At 66.5% G+C, this 17,021-nt stretch carries 15 protein-coding genes and 2 pseudogenes; 10 read left to right on the top strand and 7 right to left on the bottom strand.

What is annotated here, in order from left to right; translation table 11 throughout:
- Positions 1-6 precede the first annotated feature (6 nt).
- Both ACHMW8_RS07005 and ACHMW8_RS07000 read right to left on the bottom strand, forming a co-directional pair.
- Positions 7-503: pseudogene (locus tag ACHMW8_RS07005) on the bottom strand (transposase); the annotation flags it as partial.
- Positions 504-807: 304 nt separating this feature from the next.
- On the bottom strand, positions 808-1,383 hold the full coding sequence (locus tag ACHMW8_RS07000; protein WP_395445918.1) for a TetR/AcrR family transcriptional regulator: 576 nt from the start codon (positions 1,381-1,383) through the stop codon (positions 808-810).
- A 240-nt stretch (positions 1,384-1,623) separates the two neighbouring features.
- On the opposite strand from ACHMW8_RS07000, the gene phbB reads away from it, so the two are divergent.
- The 9 genes from phbB (at position 1,624) to ACHMW8_RS06955 (ending at position 9,849) form a co-directional block, all read left to right on the top strand.
- Positions 1,624-2,352 carry an acetoacetyl-CoA reductase gene (gene phbB, locus ACHMW8_RS06995; protein ID WP_395445121.1) on the top strand — a complete coding sequence of 243 codons (729 nt, stop codon included), beginning with the start codon at positions 1,624-1,626 and terminating at the stop codon, positions 2,350-2,352.
- A 119-nt stretch (positions 2,353-2,471) separates the two neighbouring features.
- The gene (locus ACHMW8_RS06990) at positions 2,472-2,861 is read left to right on the top strand and encodes a hypothetical protein (protein ID WP_395445120.1); all 390 of its coding nucleotides are present in this window, start codon (positions 2,472-2,474) and stop codon (positions 2,859-2,861) included.
- Positions 2,862-2,887: 26 nt separating this feature from the next.
- Positions 2,888-3,394 carry a TolC family protein gene (locus ACHMW8_RS06985; RefSeq protein WP_395445119.1) on the top strand — a complete coding sequence of 169 codons (507 nt, stop codon included), beginning with the start codon at positions 2,888-2,890 and terminating at the stop codon, positions 3,392-3,394.
- Between the two features lie 37 nt (positions 3,395-3,431).
- Positions 3,432-4,358, top strand: coding sequence for an efflux transporter outer membrane subunit (locus ACHMW8_RS06980; RefSeq protein WP_395445118.1), 927 nt, complete (start codon positions 3,432-3,434; stop codon positions 4,356-4,358).
- Entirely contained in the window at positions 4,355-5,425 is a 1,071-nt protein-coding gene (locus ACHMW8_RS06975) for an HlyD family secretion protein (RefSeq protein ID WP_066681802.1), read from the top strand. The genes ACHMW8_RS06980 and ACHMW8_RS06975 overlap by 4 nt, the downstream gene beginning before the upstream one ends.
- A gap of 81 nt (positions 5,426-5,506) precedes the next feature.
- The gene (rbbA, locus tag ACHMW8_RS06970; RefSeq protein WP_395445917.1) at positions 5,507-7,774 is read left to right on the top strand and encodes a ribosome-associated ATPase/putative transporter RbbA; all 2,268 of its coding nucleotides are present in this window, start codon (positions 5,507-5,509) and stop codon (positions 7,772-7,774) included.
- Entirely contained in the window at positions 7,681-8,187 is a 507-nt protein-coding gene (locus ACHMW8_RS06965) for an ABC transporter permease (RefSeq protein ID WP_395445916.1), read from the top strand. Before rbbA ends, ACHMW8_RS06965 begins: the two co-directional genes overlap by 94 nt.
- A gap of 1 nt (position 8,188) precedes the next feature.
- The gene (locus tag ACHMW8_RS06960) at positions 8,189-9,310 is read left to right on the top strand and encodes an ABC transporter permease (RefSeq protein WP_012285996.1); all 1,122 of its coding nucleotides are present in this window, start codon (positions 8,189-8,191) and stop codon (positions 9,308-9,310) included.
- 98 nt (positions 9,311-9,408) lie between these two features.
- Positions 9,409-9,849, top strand: coding sequence for a hypothetical protein (locus ACHMW8_RS06955; protein ID WP_066681810.1), 441 nt, complete (start codon positions 9,409-9,411; stop codon positions 9,847-9,849).
- 53 nt (positions 9,850-9,902) lie between these two features.
- On the opposite strand, the gene ACHMW8_RS06950 is transcribed toward ACHMW8_RS06955, so the two are convergent.
- From ACHMW8_RS06950 to ACHMW8_RS06930, 5 genes and pseudogenes are all read right to left on the bottom strand, one after another.
- Positions 9,903-11,075: a thiolase family protein gene (locus ACHMW8_RS06950; protein WP_395445117.1), complete on the bottom strand. Its 1,173-nt coding sequence runs from the start codon at positions 11,073-11,075 to the stop codon at positions 9,903-9,905.
- A 147-nt stretch (positions 11,076-11,222) separates the two neighbouring features.
- Positions 11,223-11,456, bottom strand: a complete 234-nt coding sequence (locus tag ACHMW8_RS06945) for a hypothetical protein (protein ID WP_395445915.1) — start codon at positions 11,454-11,456, stop codon at positions 11,223-11,225.
- A gap of 76 nt (positions 11,457-11,532) precedes the next feature.
- Positions 11,533-12,426 (bottom strand): annotated as a pseudogene (locus ACHMW8_RS06940) (acetate/propionate family kinase); the annotation flags it as partial.
- Between the two features lies 1 nt (position 12,427).
- The gene (locus ACHMW8_RS06935) at positions 12,428-13,846 is read right to left on the bottom strand and encodes a bifunctional enoyl-CoA hydratase/phosphate acetyltransferase (protein ID WP_066681817.1); all 1,419 of its coding nucleotides are present in this window, start codon (positions 13,844-13,846) and stop codon (positions 12,428-12,430) included.
- Between the two features lie 3 nt (positions 13,847-13,849).
- The gene (locus ACHMW8_RS06930; RefSeq protein WP_395445116.1) at positions 13,850-15,553 is read right to left on the bottom strand and encodes a PHA/PHB synthase family protein; all 1,704 of its coding nucleotides are present in this window, start codon (positions 15,551-15,553) and stop codon (positions 13,850-13,852) included.
- Positions 15,554-15,869: 316 nt separating this feature from the next.
- On the opposite strand from ACHMW8_RS06930, the gene ACHMW8_RS06925 reads away from it, so the two are divergent.
- Positions 15,870-16,934 carry an AI-2E family transporter gene (locus tag ACHMW8_RS06925; RefSeq protein ID WP_066684320.1) on the top strand — a complete coding sequence of 355 codons (1,065 nt, stop codon included), beginning with the start codon at positions 15,870-15,872 and terminating at the stop codon, positions 16,932-16,934.
- Positions 16,935-17,021 lie beyond the last annotated feature (87 nt).

The following is a 17,021-nucleotide window of genomic DNA, read 5'->3' as shown; positions in this document are numbered from 1 at the left end:
CACACCATTGACCGGCCATCCCTCGCGTTTGAGCAGCACCGTGATCCGCCGGTAGCCGTAGCGAACCCGCGTCTCGGCAATCTCCTTGATCCGCTTCTTCAGGGCGACAGGATCGGTCCGCTTGCCCTTGTAGTGATAGCTGGATCGTTCCGCCTGGAGCGCCCCGCAGGCGCGTCGGATGCTGACCTGCCAGGCCGCTCGCAGATAATCCACGAGCTGGCGGCGCCGGGCAGGTCCTAAAGCTTTCGCTTGATGACGTCCTGCAGCATCTCCTTGTCGAGCGACAGGTCCGCCACGATCCGTTTGAGCCGGGCGTTTTCATCCTCGAGTTGGCGCAGCCGCTTCATCTCCGACGGCATCAGGCCAGCGTATTTCTTGCGCCAGACGTAGAACGTCGCCTCGGAAATTCCCGCCTTGCGGCAGACCTCGCCAACCGTGGCGCCCTCGTCTGCCTGACGCAGGATAAACGCTACCTGCGCCTCACTGAACTTCGACCTCTTCATGGTCGCTCCTCGCTCCGTGGCCCATGCCGCAAAACGAGAAAATTCTAGCTCAAACCGGTCCAGTTTTTCAGGAGCAGGTCAATGGCGAAGTGCTTCGGAGGATTGCCTCAGACCGCGCTCGAGGTTCTTCTGCGCTAGCCTCAAGGCGAGAGGGGGCGTGGCGGGGATCCCGTCCGCGGAGCCCGGGTTGGTCGCTTTCCAGACCATCCCGGGATTACTCAGCAAGGCTAAGGTCGGCCCAGGTTCAGATCGCACCAGTTTGTGCTTATGGCTGGCCCATAGGCCGCCGTCCTGGCGATTGTTGTCACTCTGACCGAGGCGAAAGGCCCATGAGGATCAGATCGACAGCGCCTTGCAGGTAGGCGCCTTTGGCCGCCTTGGTGTCGCCAAGCCTCATGCTGACGACTATTCGATCTCGAGGCACGGTGACGAGGGCGTCTAGCACAAAGGCGGCCGTGAACGCCTTGTCTTTTAGGACCACCTCTCCTCGACGGGCGCCATCTTCGAGAATTTGCTCCACGATGGCGATCGCCATATCCACGCCGCGTTCGTGGACCACCTTGCGGAAGGTCGGCTGCTCTTTGGCCACCCATGCCACCAAGGCCTCCAGCCCGATGACTTCCGGCTTGAGCGCCAGGTCTAGAAATCTCGCGCCTACGTCCAGAAGCCGCTCACGCAGGGAGCCCTCGGCGCTGCGGCTTGAGAGTGGGTTCAGGTGCTTGGCCACGCCATATTCGATGCTCGCGACGAGCAGGTCCATCTTCGAGCCGAAACGCGCATAAAGCGTCCGCTTCGAAACGCTCGCGGCGGATGCTATGGCCTCCATGCTGGTGGCCTCAACGCCTTGGCGGATGAACTGCTCCAGCGCCGTGTCAAGGATGTGAGCGCCAAGCTTGGCCGCGACGCTTCGAGGCGGACGCCCCCCCTTGGGATCTCTCGGCGGAAGCCTGCTTTGCCGCTTCGCGACGTCGTTTTGATCATCAACTTAGCATAACCCAATCTCCGGGCAGGTCTAGACAACGGGGTTGATCTAAGTCAAACGAATGCCATAACGAAACCGATAAGGGTACATCCATGGGGGCGGCAGTTGGTCGTCTCCGCTTCGGTCGAGGATTGGTGCATGAGTAACGTGGCCTTGGTGAGCGGCGGAACCCGAGGCATAGGCGCGGCCGTGGCGCGCGCGCTTGCGGCCGAAGGCCGCCGCGTCGCGGTCACGTATCACGGCGATGAAGCCGCCGCCGCGCGGTTCAAGCAGGAAGCCGGCATTCCTGTGTATCGCTGGGATGTCGCGGACGAGAGCGCCTGCCGCGCCGGGATTGAACAGGTCGAGGCCGATCTTGGGCCGGTGTCCATCCTCGTCAACAATGCCGGCATCACCCGCGACGGCATGTTCCATCGCATGACCTGGGGCCAGTGGCGCGCGGTGCTGAGCACCAATCTGGACTCGATGTTCGCCATGACCCGGGTGGTCATCGAGGGCATGCGCGAGCGCCGCTTTGGACGCATCGTCAATATTTCCTCGATCAATGGCCAGAAGGGCCAGGTCGGTCAGACCAACTATTCGGCCGCCAAGGCTGGTGTGATCGGCTTCACCAAGGCTCTGGCGCTCGAAAACGCCTCGCGCGGCGTGACGGTCAACGCCGTGTGCCCAGGCTACGTCAATACCGACATGGTCGCTGCGGTGGCCGAGGAGGTGCGGGCGGGCATTGTCGCGGGCATTCCCCTGGGTCGCCTTGGGGACGTCGAAGAGATCGCCCAAGCCGTCTGCTATCTGACCTCGGAGAAGGCCGCCTTCTGCACGGGGTCTGTCCTCACCATCAACGGCGGGCAGTACATCGCCAACGGATGACGGCGCGTCCCATCACCTTGGGCCGCGGCATCCGGCAAAACTCGATTGTTTCCTAGCAAGCCATGACCCTTAGAAGGAAGACCCAGATGAGCGGCTCTCTCGACCAAGTGACGAACATGATGGAAGCCAACCTGCGGCTGACGCGGACCTTGGCCGAGGTCACCCAGGCTAGCAGCGAAACCAATATGCGGCTAGGAGCCCAGGCCGCGACGCGTTTCGCTGAGCAGGCTCGCCATCTGGCGAGCGGCGAGATGACCGGCCTTTTCGCTGACGCATCGCCGCTTGTCGCGGAGTTTCAGCGCGATCGCGAAGCCGCCGCCAAGAAGGCCGCTGCTGCCTTCGCCGACTGGCAGAAGGCCTGGACCCAGGCCTGGAGCGCGACGCTGGACCAGAAGGCCGCGACCAAAGCCTTTCAGGGCCTTCTTCAACCCTGGAGCGCGTTCAAGCCTGCGGCGGCCGAAGGGGCGAAATCCGATGTGCGCGCGGCCAAGGCCAAGGCTGCCGATTGATAGATCAACGAGCGGCGCGACACGCCATGGATCAAATCAAATCCGTATCCGCCGCCGCTCCGGGCCGGGGCGGCGGCGCGGTTCTTGTCGCCGTGTCGCTGATCCTGGCGGGGTGCGCCTCGACGGCGTCCTTCGCTCCGCCACCACTTCCGACACCGCAGACCTTTTCCGGCCAGCCCGAGGCCAAGGGTTCGGTCGGGGCGGTGGGCTGGCGGGATTTCTTCCAGGATCCCCAATTGCGGGGCCTGATCGAGACGGCGCTGGCGGATAATCGCGACGTCCGCATCGCGGCGGCTCGGCTGGACGAGGCGCGCGCCGCCCTTCGCATCGAGAGCGCGGCGCTCTATCCGAGCCTGGACGGCGTGGCGACATCGACCCGTGGACGCACCCCCGCCGACCTGTCGATCACCGGACGGGCCGAGACGGGCAGCGAATACCGTTCGGTTCTCAGCGCCGGTTGGGAGATCGATTTCTGGGGTCGTCTGCGCGCTTCGCGCCAGGCGGCCCTGCAGACAATATCTGGCCACCGATGAAGCCCGCCGCGCCGTCGCGACGAGCCTGATCGCGCAGGTGGCCAACAGTTATCTGGCCGAACGGGAGTATGACGAACGCATCGCCCTGGCCCGCCGCACGGTCGCCTCGCGCGAGGAGTCCTTGCGCATCCTGCGCCGTCGCTACGAGGTGGGGGCGGGCTCCAAGCTGGAGATGACCCAGGCCCAGACGCTCCTGGCCCAGGCGCGCGCGGCGGTCGAGGCGCTCGATCAGGACCAGGCGGTCAACCGCCACGCGCTCGCCGTTCTGGTGGGACGGCCCGTGGAGATGGCTTCGGGGCCGTTGCAGTTGTCCGAGGTGGGGCCCGATCAGCCGCTTCCCGCCGGTCTGGCCTCTGAGTTGCTCGTCAATCGTCCCGACGTCATCGCCGCCGAGCACCGCCTGCGGGCGGCCAGCGCCAATATCGCCGCCGCCCGCGCGGCGTTTTTTCCTAATATCACCCTGACCGCCGCCGGCGGAACCGCCAGCGCGCAGCTGGATGGCCTGTTCAGGGGCGGCAGTCAGGCCTGGAGCTTCACGCCCAGCCTGGATCTGCCGATCTTCGACGGCGGTCGTCGCGACGCCAATCTCGATCTGAGTTTGGCGCGACGCGATATCGCGGTGGCGGATTATGAGCGGACCATTCAGGGCGCGTTCCGCGACGTCGCCGATGCGCTGGTCCAGCGCCGGCAACTCGCGGCGCGGATCGCCGATGCGCGGGACATGCTCGCGGCCCTACAGGAGCGCGCGCGGCTCGCCGATCTGCGCTTCGCCAATGGCCGCTCGACCTATCTGGAGGTGCAGGACGCCCAGCGCGACCTGTTCGAGACCGAGCAGGCCCTGGTCCAGTTGCGTCGCGGCTATCTGGCCAGCGGCGTGGCGCTCTATGCCGCGCTCGGCGGCGGGGTCGGCGACGACGCCTCCTTCCCACCTCCCCACCAGACCCTCAAGGAACCGGCGCGATGAAGGCCACCAGCAGACAATGGCTCGTGCGTGGCGGGGTCGTCGCGGCAGTGGTCGTCGTCGCGTTCCTCGGCTGGCGACTGTTGCGCCCGCCAGCGCTTCCCGAGGGCGTTGTCAGCGGCAACGGCCGGATCGAGGCGGTCGAGATCGACGTGGCGGCCAAGACCCCCGGCCGGGTCCGCGACATCCTTGTCGACGAGGGCGCCTATGTGAAGGCGGACCAGATCGTCGCCCATATGGACACCGACGTGCTGCAAGCCCAGCGCGCCGAGGCCGAGGCGCAGCATCAGCAAGCCCTCAACGCCATCGAGATCGCCAACAGCCAGGTGATCCAGCGCGAGAGCGAGCGCGCCGCTGCGTTCGCGGGGACCCGGCAACGCCAAGCCGAACTGGACGCGGCGCGCCGTCGGCTGGCGCGATCAGACACCCTGGCGCGTGAAGGCGCGACCGCCATGCAGGAACGGGATGACGATCAGGCGCGGGTCGAGGGCGCCCAGGCGGCGCTTGAGGCCTCCAGGGCTCAGATGGCCGCCGTCGACGCGGCCATCGCCACGGCCCGTTCGCAGGTGATCGGCGCGCGCTCGAACGTCGACGCCGTGCTGGCCGCCTTGCGCCGGCTGGACGCCGACATCGCCGATAGCGCGCTCAAGGCGCCGCGCGACGGGCGGGTCCAGTTCCGGGTGGCTCAGCCGGGCGAGGTGGTGGCCGGTGGCGGGCGGGTGCTCAACCTAGTCGACCTGTCGGACGTCTACATGACCTTCTTCCTGCCGGAGACGGTGGCGGGGCGGGTGGGGCTCGGCACGGAGGTGCGGATCGTCCTGGACGCCGCGCCCGACTATGTGGTGCCTGCCAAGGTGTCGTTCGTCGCCGACGTCGCCCAATTCACGCCCAAGACCGTGGAGACCCAGAGCGAGCGGCAGAAGCTGATGTTCAGGGTCAAGGCGCGGATCGATCCAGACCTCCTGCGACGGCACATCCGTCAGGTGAAGACCGGCCTGCCGGGCATGGCCTATGTGCGGATCGATCCAAAGACGCCCTGGCCGGCCAAGCTGGAGCTCAAGGCGCCATGACGGCCCGACCCGGTCCGGACGCGACGCCTCCGGTCGCCCGGCTCGCGGGGGGTCAGTCTCGACTATCGGGGTACGCGGGCCCTGGACAACATCGATCTGGACATCCCGGCGGGCCGGATGGTGGCGCTGATCGGCCCCGACGGGGTGGGCAAGTCGACGCTGTTCTCGCTGATCGCCGGCTCGCGGGTCATCCCCTCGGGCACGGTGGAGGTGCTCGGCGGCGACATGGCCGACCGTCGGCACCGCGAGGCGGTCTGCCCTCGCATCGCCTACATGCCCCAGGGGCTGGGCAAGAACCTCTATCCGACGCTGTCGGTCTTCGAGAACCTGGACTTCTTCGGCCGGCTGTTTGGCCAGGACGGGGCGGAGCGTGAGCGCCGGATCACTGACCTGCTGGACAGCACCGGTCTCGCGCCCTTCAGGGGCCGGCCCGCCGGCAAGCTGTCCGGCGGCATGAAGCAGAAGCTGGGCCTGTGCTGCGCCCTGATCCACGATCCCGACTTCCTGTTGCTCGACGAGCCGACGACGGGGGTCGATCCGCTGTCACGGTCGCAGTTCTGGGATCTCATCGACCGCATCCGCGCCGCGCGGCCTGGCATGAGCGTGCTGGTGGCCACCGCCTATATGGAGGAGGCGGCGCGGTTTGACTGGCTGATCGCCATGGACGCCGGCAAGGTCCTGGCGACCGGCTCTCCCGACGCGCTCTATCAACGCACCGGCACCACCGATCTCGAACAGACCTTCATCGCCCTGCTGCCGGAGGAGCGCCGGCGCGGCGCCCAGCCCGTGACCATACCGCCGCGTCTGCACGCGGGCGAGGGCGACATCGCCATCGAGGCCAAGGGCCTGACCATGCGGTTTGGGGATTTCACCGCTGTCGATCAGGTGGATTTCCAGATCGAGCGCGGCGAGATCTTCGGGTTCCTGGGGTCGAACGGCTGCGGCAAGACCACCACGATGAAGATGCTGACCGGCTTGCTGCCCGCCACCGCCGGCGAGGCGCATCTGTTTGGCCGCCTGGTGAACGCGGGCGACATCCAGACCCGTCGGCGGGTCGGCTACATGTCCCAGGGCTTCTCGCTGTATTCGGAACTGACCGTCGCGCAAAACCTGGAGCTCCACGCGCAGCTGTTCGGGATGGAGGCGCGAGACATCCCGGATCGGATGGCGGAGATGGCCGAGCGCTTTGGACTGGCCGACCTGATGGACGCGCTACCGGACGCTCTGCCCCTGGGGCAGCGCCAGCGTCTTTCCCTCGCCGTCGCCATGATCCACAGGCCGGAAATCCTGATCCTGGACGAGCCGACCTCTGGCGTCGACCCCATCGCACGCGACCAGTTCTGGCAGAGCATGATCGACCTGTCGCGGCAGGACGGAGTGACGATCTTCATCTCCACCCACTTCATGAACGAGGCCGCACGCTGTGATCGCATCTCGCTGATGCACGCGGGCAAGGTGCTGGTCAGCGATGCGCCGGCGCGCATCGTCGAGCAGCAGGGCGCCAAGTCCCTGGAAGATGCCTTCATCAGCTATCTGAAGGCGGCCGGGGGAGACGACGCCCCGCCGCCCGCGCCTGCGTCTCCCCCCAGCGACACGGTCGCTCAGCCGCCGCGCCCGGGGCGCGGCTGGCTGGGCGGCTTCAGTCCTCGGCGGATGATGAGCTATTCGCGGCGCGAGGCGCTTGAGCTGCGCCGCGACCCGATCCGGGCGACTCTGGCCCTGCTGGGCAGTGTGATCCTGATGTTCATCATGGGCTACGGCATCAGCATGGACGTCAAGGACCTGCCGTTCGCCGTGCTGGACCGCGACGGGACGACCACGAGCCAGGACTACGCGCTCAACATCGCCGGCTCGCCCTATTTCGTCGAGCGACGGCCGATCTCGGACTATGGTGAACTGGATCGACGGATGCGGTCGGGCGAACTGAGCGTGGCGATCGAGATCCCGCCCGGCTTCGCCCGGGACCTGCGCCGGGGCGACACGGTGGCGCTGGGCGTGTGGATCGACGGCGCCATGCCCCAGCGCGCCGAAACCGTGCAAGGCTACGTCCAGGCGCTGCACACCCAATGGCTGAGCGACATGTCCGTTCGAGAGCTTGGGGTGCGGCCGTCGACTGGCTTGATCAACATCGAAACCCGCTATCGCTACAATCCCGACGTCAAGAGCCTGGTGGCGATCGCGCCCGCGGTCATCCCTGTGCTGCTGCTGCTGTTTCCGGCCATACTGACGGCGCTGAGCGTCGTGCGGGAAAGGAGCTGGGCTCGATCATCAACTTCTACGTCACCCCGGTCACGGCGCTGGAATTTCTGCTGGGCAAGCAGGCGCCCTATGTGGCGCTGGCCATGTTGAACTATGCCCTGCTGGTCGTGCTGTCCCTGTCGACCTTCCGCGTGCCGATCACTGGCGACATCGTGGCCATGACCTTGGGCGCCCTGCTCTATGTCCTGTCCTCGACGGCGATCGGCTTGCTGTTCTCGATCTTCATGCGCAGCCAGATCGCAGCGCTGTTCGCCACCGCCATCGGCACGATCCTGCCGGCCGTGCAGTTTTCGGGACTGATCAATCCGGTCTCGTCGCTGGAGGGAGCCGGGGCGGTCATTGGTCGCGTCTTCCCGACCAGTCATTTTGTCACCATCTGCCGCGGCGTGTTCTCCAAGGGACTGGGGTTTCCCGATCTCCAGCCGGAACTGCTGAGCCTGGCGGTCACCTTCCCGCTGCTGCTGGCCGCCTGCGTCATGTTGCTCAAGAAACAGGAACAATAGGGTGCGCGGGGCCAACATCCTGAGGTTGGGCGTCAAGGAACTGCGCAGCGTCGGGCGCGATCCGATGATGCTGGTCCTGATCGTCTTCTCCTTCTCGTTCTCCATCTATATGGCGGCGACGGGCATCCCCGAGTCCTTGCACAAGGCGCCCATCGCGATCGTCGACGAGGATCATTCCCAGCTCTCCGATCGCATGGTCGGCGCGTTCTATCCCCCTTATTTCACGCCGCCGGCCGTGGTCAGTCAGGACGCGGTCGACGGCGGCATGGATGCGGGCGAATACACCTTCGCGGTCGATATCCCCCCCGATCTTCAGCGCGACGTGCTGGCCGGCCGCCGACCGACGGTGCAGGTCAATGTCGACGCCACGCGGATGAGCCAAGCGTTCAGCGGCGCCGGCTACATCCAGCAGATCCTCGGCGCGGAGGTCCTGGAGTTCGTCCAGCGTCATCGCGGCGCGACCGCGTCGCCCGTCACTCTGGCGCTGCGCGCCCGCTTCAATCCGACCCTGGCCGAGGCGTGGTTCGGCTCGGTGATGGAGGTGATCAACAACGTCACGATGCTGTCGATCATCCTGACCGGCGCGGCCCTGATCCGCGAGCGCGAGCACGGCACGATCGAGCATCTTCTGGTCATGCCGGTCACCCCGCTGGAGATCATGGTCAGCAAGGTCTGGTCCATGGGGCTGGTGGTGCTGGTGGCCTGCGGCCTGTCGTTGTTGATCATGGTTGAAGGGGTGCTGGGCGTGCCGATCGAGGGCTCGGTGGCGCTGTTTCTGTGCGGCGCCGCCCTGCACCTGTTCGCCACCACCTCGATCGGCATCTTCATGGGCACCATCGCCCGTTCGATGCCGCAGTTTGGGCTGTTGCTGATGCTGGTCCTGCTGCCGCTGCAGATGCTGTCGGGCGGCATGACGCCGCGCGAAAGCATGCCGTCGTTCGTTCAGACCGTCATGCTGGCCGCGCCGACCACCCATTTCGTCAAGCTCGCCCAGGCCATCCTCTACCGAGGCGCGGGTCTGGAGGTGGTCTGGCCGCAGTTCCTGGCCATCGCAGCCATCGGCGCGGTGTTCTTTGTCGTGGCCCTGACCCGCTTTCGCAAGGCGATCGGTACGATGGCCTAGGCTGGGACGGCCCGATCAAGGCGGTGCGCGGTCGGTGCGCGGCTATCCATCTTCCGCGGTCACTCGGTTCCGGTGGGCGCCTCAACTGGAGTTATGTGATGAAGCCCTTCAACATCGCCATGGCGGCCGTCGTCGTGTTGGCTGGCCCGGCGACCCTGGCTGCGGCCGCGCCGCGCGCCCAGCCCTCGGCTACCGCGCGATTGTCGGGGGATTCGGTGGCCTTGGGTGTCGGCTATGGCTGGGGAAGGGGGGTGTTGTCCTTCCAGGGCCGCAACACGCCCTTCACGCTCACCGGCGTGACCCTGATCGAGGCTGGCGCCGATCGCGTCGAGGGTGAGGCGGAGATCTACAATCTCAAACGCGTGGAGGACTTTCCGGGTCTCTACGCCGTCGCCGGCCGGAGCGGGGCGTTCGTGACCATGGGGGGCGGGACAGCCGTTCTGCGCAACGCCAAAGGCGTCGAAATCAGGCTCCACACCCAGAGCCAGGGCCTGAAGATCGCCCTGGCCGCAGGCGGTGTGAGCATCGCCCTGCGCTGAGCTCAAGGACGCGCCCGTGACGTCCCAAGGGGGCTTTGCGGGCGCGCCAATTTTCAGGCGAGCGTTTCGAGCGCCAGGGCGACGCCCTGGCCGCCGCCGATACAGAGGGTGACGACGCCGCGCCTTAGCCCGTCACGCTTCATGGCGTGTAGCAGGCGCGTCGTCAGGATCGCCCCGGTGGCGCCGATCGGATGGCCATGGGCGATGGCGCCGCCTTCGACATTGACGATGTCCTCGGCAAGCCCAAGCTCGCGCGTGACCGCGAGCGCGATGGCGGCGAAGGCCTCGTTGATCTCGATTCGCTCGATGTCGCCGACCGTCCACCCGGCCCGCGCCAAGGCCTGCCTGACCGCAGGGACGGGGCCGATGCCGAACAGGCCGGGCTCGACCGCCGCCACGCCATAGGAGACCAGTCTGGCCATGGGCGTTAGGCCGTGGGCCTCGGCAAAGGCGCGTTCGGCGACGATCATCGCCGCCGCTCCAGTATTGAGGCCGGGCGCGTTGCCCGCCGTGATGGTTCCATCCGTCCGGAAGGCGGGCCTTAGCCTGGCCAAGCTCTCAAGCGTGGTGTCGGGACGATTGTGCTCGTCGCGCGAAAACGGCTCGGGGCCCCTTTTGCCCTTGATATCGACGGCGACAATCTCAGCATCGAATCTCCCCGCCGCCTGCGCCTGCGAAAAGCGCTGCTGCGAGCCCGCCGCCCAGCGGTCCTGATCGTCGCGGCTGATTTGATATTTCGTGACCAGATCCTCGGTGTGCCACCCCGAATGCTGATTGGAAAAGGCGTCGTTGAGTCCGTCATGGAGCATAGCGTCGTAGATCTGGGCGTCTCCCATTCGGTAGCCCCAGCGGCCGCTCGTTATCAGGTAGGGGGCGGCGTCCATGTTCTCCATGCCGCCCGCGACGCCCGCTTCGACGAAGCCAAGCAAGACCTCTTGCGCCAGGGAAACGATCGCCTGGGCCCCCGATCCGCAAACCCGGTTGACCGTCATGGCGGGAACCTCGACCGGCGCGCCGCCAAGTATGGTGGCCTGACGGGCAGGGTTCATCCTGTTGCCGGCCTGAACGACATTACCCATGACCACGCTCTGCAGGCGGTTGGGATCGAGCTTGGACCGCTTGAGCGTTTCGCGCAGCACCGTTGCGCCAAGCTCGACGGCCGGGACGGACTTCAGGCTGCCGTTATAGGTTCCTATGGCGGTCCGGACAGGATCGCAGAGCACCACTTCTCGTCTAGCCACGTTTCACCTCTTTGCTATTGACGTCACGATCTAGAATTTCCTCCTTGCGCCAAGCAGGCCTCCCGTCGCCGCAGCTCAAGGCCACATCGCTAAGCCAGACCCCGGGCGATGCAAGCCGCCGAGATCGGAGGACTAAGGCGCTCGGCCTTGCGCGTTCAAACCCAAGGTGCTGATCGTCTGGAGGGCGATCATGCGTTCCTCGTCGGTTGCCATGACCCGCACGGCGACCTTGCTGGCCGGTGTGCTGATCAGCGCGGCGTTGGCTTGGTTGGCGGCAGGCTCGATCACGATCCCCGCCCAGGCCAGCCGCTGGCAGATCAGCGCGCGGATGGCCGGATCGTTCTCGCCGATGCCGGCCGTGAACACCAGGCCGTCGAGTTCCGGCCAGCGAGGAGATCAGGCCGCCGACTTCCCGCGCCACGCGCCAGGCGAAGAGGTCGATGGCTTCGGCGGCGCGCGGATCCTGGCTCTGGTGAAGCGTGCGCATGTCGCTCGAAACGCCCGAAACGCCCAGCAGACCACTCTGGGTGTAGAGCAGCCGTTCGACCTCGGCGATGCTCATGCCCTCTTGCGACAGCAGATGCAGCACCACGCCCGGGTCGACCGCGCCGCAGCGTGTGCCCATCACCAGACCATCCAGCGCGGTGAAGCCCATCGTGGTGTCCAGGCTTTTGCCGTCGTGCATCGCGCACAGGCTGGCGCCATTGCCAAGATGGGCCATGATCACCCGGCCGCGGGCAAGGTCCGGATCGATCTGGCCAAGCGTACGGGCGATATAGTCGTAGGACAGGCCGTGGAAGCCGTAGCGGCGCACCCCCTTGTCATGCAGCGCGCGGGGTAGGGCGAACCGCGTGGCGATCTCGGGCATCTGATGGTGAAAGGCGGTGTCGAAGCAGGCCACCTGCGGCAGGTCCGGCGCCAGGGTCTGGATGGCGCGGATGGCGGCCAGGTTGTGCGGCTGGTGCAGCGGCGCCAGGGGGCAGAAGGCGTCCAGTGCGGTCAGGACCTGATCATCGACCCGCACGGGAGCGGTAAACCGTCCGCCGCCATGCACGACCCGGTGTCCCAGCCCGACGATCTCGCGGCCTTCCAGGTGCGCGCCGGCCCAGGCGAAGAGATCCTGCAGCAGTGCCTCATGATCGAGATCCGCGCCACCGTCCCAGGTGCGATCGACCAGAACGTCGCCGTTCAGATCGCGGGCTACCAGATGGGGCGCCGTGCCGACGCCCTCCAGCTTGCCGGCCGCCACGCGGCTTGGGCCATCGCCTGTCAGGACGAACAGGGCGAACTTGATGCTCGACGAGCCGGCATTGAGGCTGACGATGGCGCGGCTCATGTCAGGCGCCCGCCGTCAGGCCCGGCGCCGCCTTGGTCGCGGCCCGAGCCATCAGCACGGCGACCGCGCAGGAGGCCAGGCGTGTGCGCAGGCTGTCGGCGCGGCTGGTGAGGATGATCGGCACGCGTGCGCCGAGCACGACCCCCGCCGCGTCAGCGCCGCCCAGAAAGGTCAGTTGCTTGGCCAGCATGTTGCCGGCCTCAAGGTTGGGAACGACAAGGATTTCCGCCCGCCCGGCGACCGGGGAGACGATCCCCTTTTCCTTGGCCGCCGCCTCGCTGATGGCGTTGTCGAAGGCCAGCGGGCCGTCCAGCAGGCCGCCGGTGATCTGCCCCCGGTCGGCCATCTTGCACAGCGCCGCCGCATCCAGGGTCGAGCGGATGGTCGGGGTCACCGTTTCCACCGCCGAGAGGATCGCGACCTTGGGCTGCTCGATGCCGATGACATGGGCCAGGTCGATCGCGTTGCGGATGATATCGGCCTTGTCCTCCAGGGTGGGCTCGATGTTGATCGCCGCGTCGGTGATGATCAGCAGCGTCGGGTGGCCCGGGACGTCCATCACATAGGCATGGCTGATGCGTCGCTCGGTTCGCAGGCCGGTCGCTGACGGGACGACCGCGCCCATCAGTTCATCGGTGTGCAGCGATCCCTTCATCAGCAGTTGGGCCTCGCCCGAGGGCACCAGCGCCACCGCCTGGGCCGCCGCCGCGTGGCTGTGCGGCGCCGCGACGATACGATAGGCCGTGATGTCCTTGCCGGCCGCCTCGGCGGCCGATCGGATCTTGGCCTCCGGACCCACCAGGATCGGCGCGATGAGTCCGGCCTCCGCAGCCTCGACGGCGGCGGTGATCGCCGCGGCGCTGCAGGGATGGGCGATGGCGGTGGGCACGGGATGGTGTCCCGTCGTCAGCGCCATCAATTGGCGATAGGCGTCGTGATCGGAAAGCTGGACATCGGGCAGAACGACGCGGGGACGGCGCACCTTCTCCGTCGGAGCGACCACCTCAGCCTGGCCAGTGATGACGTCCTGGCCATTCTGATTGGTGCAACGGCAGTCGAGCCTGACGCGATGATGCTCCGCCAGTTTTTCGACCACTGTCACCGTCGCGGTGATGGTGTCGCCCAGGCCCACGGGATGCACGAACTTCAGGCTTTGGCTGAGATAGATCGCGCCGGGGCCGGGAAGTTCGGTGCCCAGCACCGCCGAGATCAAGCCGCCGCCCCACAGTCCATGGGCGATCACGCGGTGGAACATGTCGGTCGCGGCGTAGGCGGCGTCCAGATGCGCCGGATTGACGTCGCCCGACATCAGGGCGAACAATTGGGTGTCCCGCTCGGCGAAGGTTCTTACGACGCTGGCGGCGTCACCAACGGCGATCTCGTCGAAGGTGCGGTTCTCGATCATGTCCGGAGCGCTCATGGATCAGTGTTCCAAGACGTACTGGCCTGGAGCGTCTTCCAGCGGGGCGTAGCCCTTGTCCGCCGCGCCCATTGGCGGGGGCGAGACCGGGGCGCCGGAGTGTTCGTCCAGCCACGCGCCCCAGGCGGTCCACCACGAGCCCTCCTGAACCGGCGCCCGAGCGGTCCATTCGTCCGGATCAAGGGCTGGTCCCCCGGCTTCGCGGGTCAGCAACCGGTACGAACGGTGGGCGTGGCCCGGCTCGGAGACGATCCCGGCATTGTGTCCGCCGCTGGTCAGCGCGAAGCAGATCTCGGCGCCGCACAGGCCGTGAATCTTATGGACCGACCGCCAGGGGGCGACGTGATCGCGCTCGGTGCCAACCACGAACATCGGCCCGCGCAAGGCCGACAGCGAGATGCTTCGGCCACCGACCTTGTAGTGGCCCTCGGCCAGGTCGTCTTCCAGAAACAGATGGCGCAGATACTGGCTGTGCATGGCGTAGGGCATGCGCGTGCCATCGGCGTTCCAGGCCATCAGATCCGACATCGGCTCGCGCTCGCCCATCAGGTAGGTGCTCAGCACCCGAGACCAGAGCAGGTCGTTGGAACGCAGGATCTGGAAGGCGCCGCCCATCTGCGAACTGTCCAGATAGCCCCGGGTCCACATCATGTTCTCGAGCAAATTGAGCTGGGCCTCGTCGATGAACAGGCCAAGCTCGCCCGGTTCGCTAAATTCGGTCTGGGCGGCCAGCAGGGTCAGGCTAGCCAGGCGCTCGTCGCCGTCGCGCGCCATCGCCGCCGCCGCGATCGACAGCAGGGTGCCGCCAAGGCAATAGCCGACGCCGTGAACGGCGCTCGCCCCGGTGATGGCGCAGACGGCGTCGAGCGCCGCCATCGGTCCCAGACGGCGATAGGTCTCCATGTCGAGGTTGCGATCCTCGCTTCCGGGATTGCGCCAGGAGACCATGAACACCGTATAGCCTTGGCCCACCAGCCAGCGGACCAGCGAGTTCTCCGGCCGCAGGTCGAGGATGTAGTACTTCATGATCCAGGCCGGCGTGATCAGCACCGGCTGGGGTCTCACCAGCTTGGTGCTGGGCTCGTATTGGATCAGTTCGATCAGGTCGTTGCGATAGACGACCTTGCCGGGCGTCGTCGCCAGCACCTCGCCGACGCCGAAGGCTTCGGTCCCTACAGGAGGCTCCCCCCGAACCATCCGCTGCATGTCTTCGAGCAGGTGCTTGCCGCCTTCGATCAGGCATTGGCCTCCAGACTCGATGATCCGCTTCTGCAGTACGGGATTGGTGAGGGGGCTGTTGGTCGGGGCGAAGACATCCAGGATTTGCCGGGTCGTGAACTGGACGACGTCCTGATGGTGGCGGCTGACGCCCGCCACGCCGGTGGTCGCGGCATGCCACCATTGCTGGTTTAGCAGAAAGCCCTGAGCCAGGAGGTTGAACGGAGCCTGCTTCCAGGCGGGATCGTCGAACCGATGATCCTGGGGCAGGGGGTCGATCGCGGGCGTGGCGGTCGGTTCGCTTGCGGACCGCAGCGCATAGTCGCCAAGGCGCGCGTACTTGCGCCCAGCCTTGGCCGCCAGTTGCATCTGCTTGCCCGGCGCTAGCGCCAGATGCATCGCCCAATCCGAGAAGGACTGCATCATCGTCGCTGGCGAAAGGCCGTGGAACGTTTGGGCCAGGGTCGCCGTGGCGGCCCGGTCGAGCATCTCGGCGATACCGTTCGAGGGGGTCTGGGGGCGGCAGGGGGGCGAGGGCGGCGGTCATGACCAAACTCCTGATCGGTTACCTTGGAGCGCGACCGCGAGCGGACCGCGCCCATCCTTGCATCCGTTGATGACGACCCGGCGGCGCCCTCAACTTTCTAGCTGACGTCGCTCCCGCACCTGTAAGGTAACGGTAATGGTTAGGGAAGTTATTTAGGTCCCGACGCCCTCCTGATTATCCCTTAAGGAGCGAGGGATATCGCCAGCGTCGTCGGCCGAGCACACGCATCGACCGGCCGCCTTACCGTTTGGAGCACGCATGAAAGTCGCCCCCTTGCCGGTCGCCCTCAATGTCACCGGCGTAGCGGCGGCCCTGGCGCTGCTCTATGTCTTCAGGGCCTTGTTGTGGCCGCTGGCCATGGCTTTCGTGTTGGCGGTCCTGATAAACGCCCTGGTCAGGGTGATCGTTCACGCCTGGCCCTCGGCCGGCCGGTTGACGGTCATGGTGCTGGCCAGCGCGGTCGTCGCCGGCTTGCTCATGGTCGGCGTCGTCGTCGTTGTCAGCGGCGCGGCCGAGTTGGCCGGTCAACTGCCGCAGTTGGCGGTTCGTCTCAACGCCCTGTTCGAGCGGGCCGGCCAGTTGGTGAAGCTGGAGGGGGTGAGCTTGACGAGCCTGGCGTCCGGCCTGGATCTGCCCTCCCTCGCCGCCAGGGTCCTGAGCAGCCTGCAAGGCGCGGTTTCGGGGATGCTGCTGACGGTCCTGTTCCTGATCTTTATCCTCACCTCACGACATCTGATCCGAAACAAGATGCAGATCATCGCCAGCTTCCGACGCCCAACGGGAATGCCCTCGGTGTTGGAACGAACGGTAAAGGGTGTCGAGACCTATGTCTGGATCCAGACGGTAACCGGCCTGATGATCGCCGCCGCCTCGGGGGCGATCATGGCGCTGGCGGGCCTGGACAATGCGCTATTCTGGACCTTGGCGCTCTTTATGCTCTCCTACATACCGGTGCTGGGCGTTGGCGTCGGCAGCCTCGCGCCAGCCCTATTCGCATTGCTGCAGTTTCCCACAGTGTGGCCGGCGCTCGCCATCTTCTTGGGGATACAGGCTGTCTCATTCCTGGTCGGCAATCTCGTCCTGCCCAAGATGCAGGCCGCCAGCCAGAATATCGACCCGACCATCGGACTCTTGACTGTCGGGGTGTGGAGCGTTCTTTGGGGCATTCCAGGCGCCTTCCTGGCCATTCCGCTGACCTTGGCTCTGATGCTGCAGTTGGCGCAGTTCGAGAGCCTGCGCTGGATCGCCGTCCTGATCTCCAACGACGGTCATCCGATCAGCGACACCTTGGCCGTCGAAGTCGGGAGCCGGCCTGTCCCATAGGGCGCGGCGTGAGCTCGGCTTGGCCAGACGGCCCGCAAGCGCCGCCGTCGGCCAGGGGGCAGAACGCGCGCTGACATAGCAATTTGC

Source organism: Caulobacter sp. UC70_42 (assembly GCF_044056025.1).
In the GTDB taxonomy this organism is placed as follows: domain Bacteria; phylum Pseudomonadota; class Alphaproteobacteria; order Caulobacterales; family Caulobacteraceae; genus Caulobacter.
This window is presented reverse-complemented; position numbering and strand designations above follow the sequence as displayed.

Coding starts and splice junctions, on each gene's coding strand:
- phbB (WP_395445121.1), top strand. CDS start 1,624: ATGAGTAACGTGGCCTTGGTGAGCGGCGGAACCCGAGGCATAGGCGCG.
- ACHMW8_RS06990 (WP_395445120.1), top strand. CDS start 2,472: ATGGAAGCCAACCTGCGGCTGACGCGGACCTTGGCCGAGGTCACCCAG.
- ACHMW8_RS06985 (WP_395445119.1), top strand. CDS start 2,888: ATGGATCAAATCAAATCCGTATCCGCCGCCGCTCCGGGCCGGGGCGGC.
- ACHMW8_RS06975 (WP_066681802.1), top strand. CDS start 4,355: ATGAAGGCCACCAGCAGACAATGGCTCGTGCGTGGCGGGGTCGTCGCG.
- ACHMW8_RS06955 (WP_066681810.1), top strand. CDS start 9,409: ATGAAGCCCTTCAACATCGCCATGGCGGCCGTCGTCGTGTTGGCTGGC.
- ACHMW8_RS06935 (WP_066681817.1), bottom strand. CDS start 13,846: ATGAGCGCTCCGGACATGATCGAGAACCGCACCTTCGACGAGATCGCC.
- ACHMW8_RS06930 (WP_395445116.1), bottom strand. CDS start 15,553: ATGCTCGACCGGGCCGCCACGGCGACCCTGGCCCAAACGTTCCACGGC.
- ACHMW8_RS06925 (WP_066684320.1), top strand. CDS start 15,870: ATGAAAGTCGCCCCCTTGCCGGTCGCCCTCAATGTCACCGGCGTAGCG.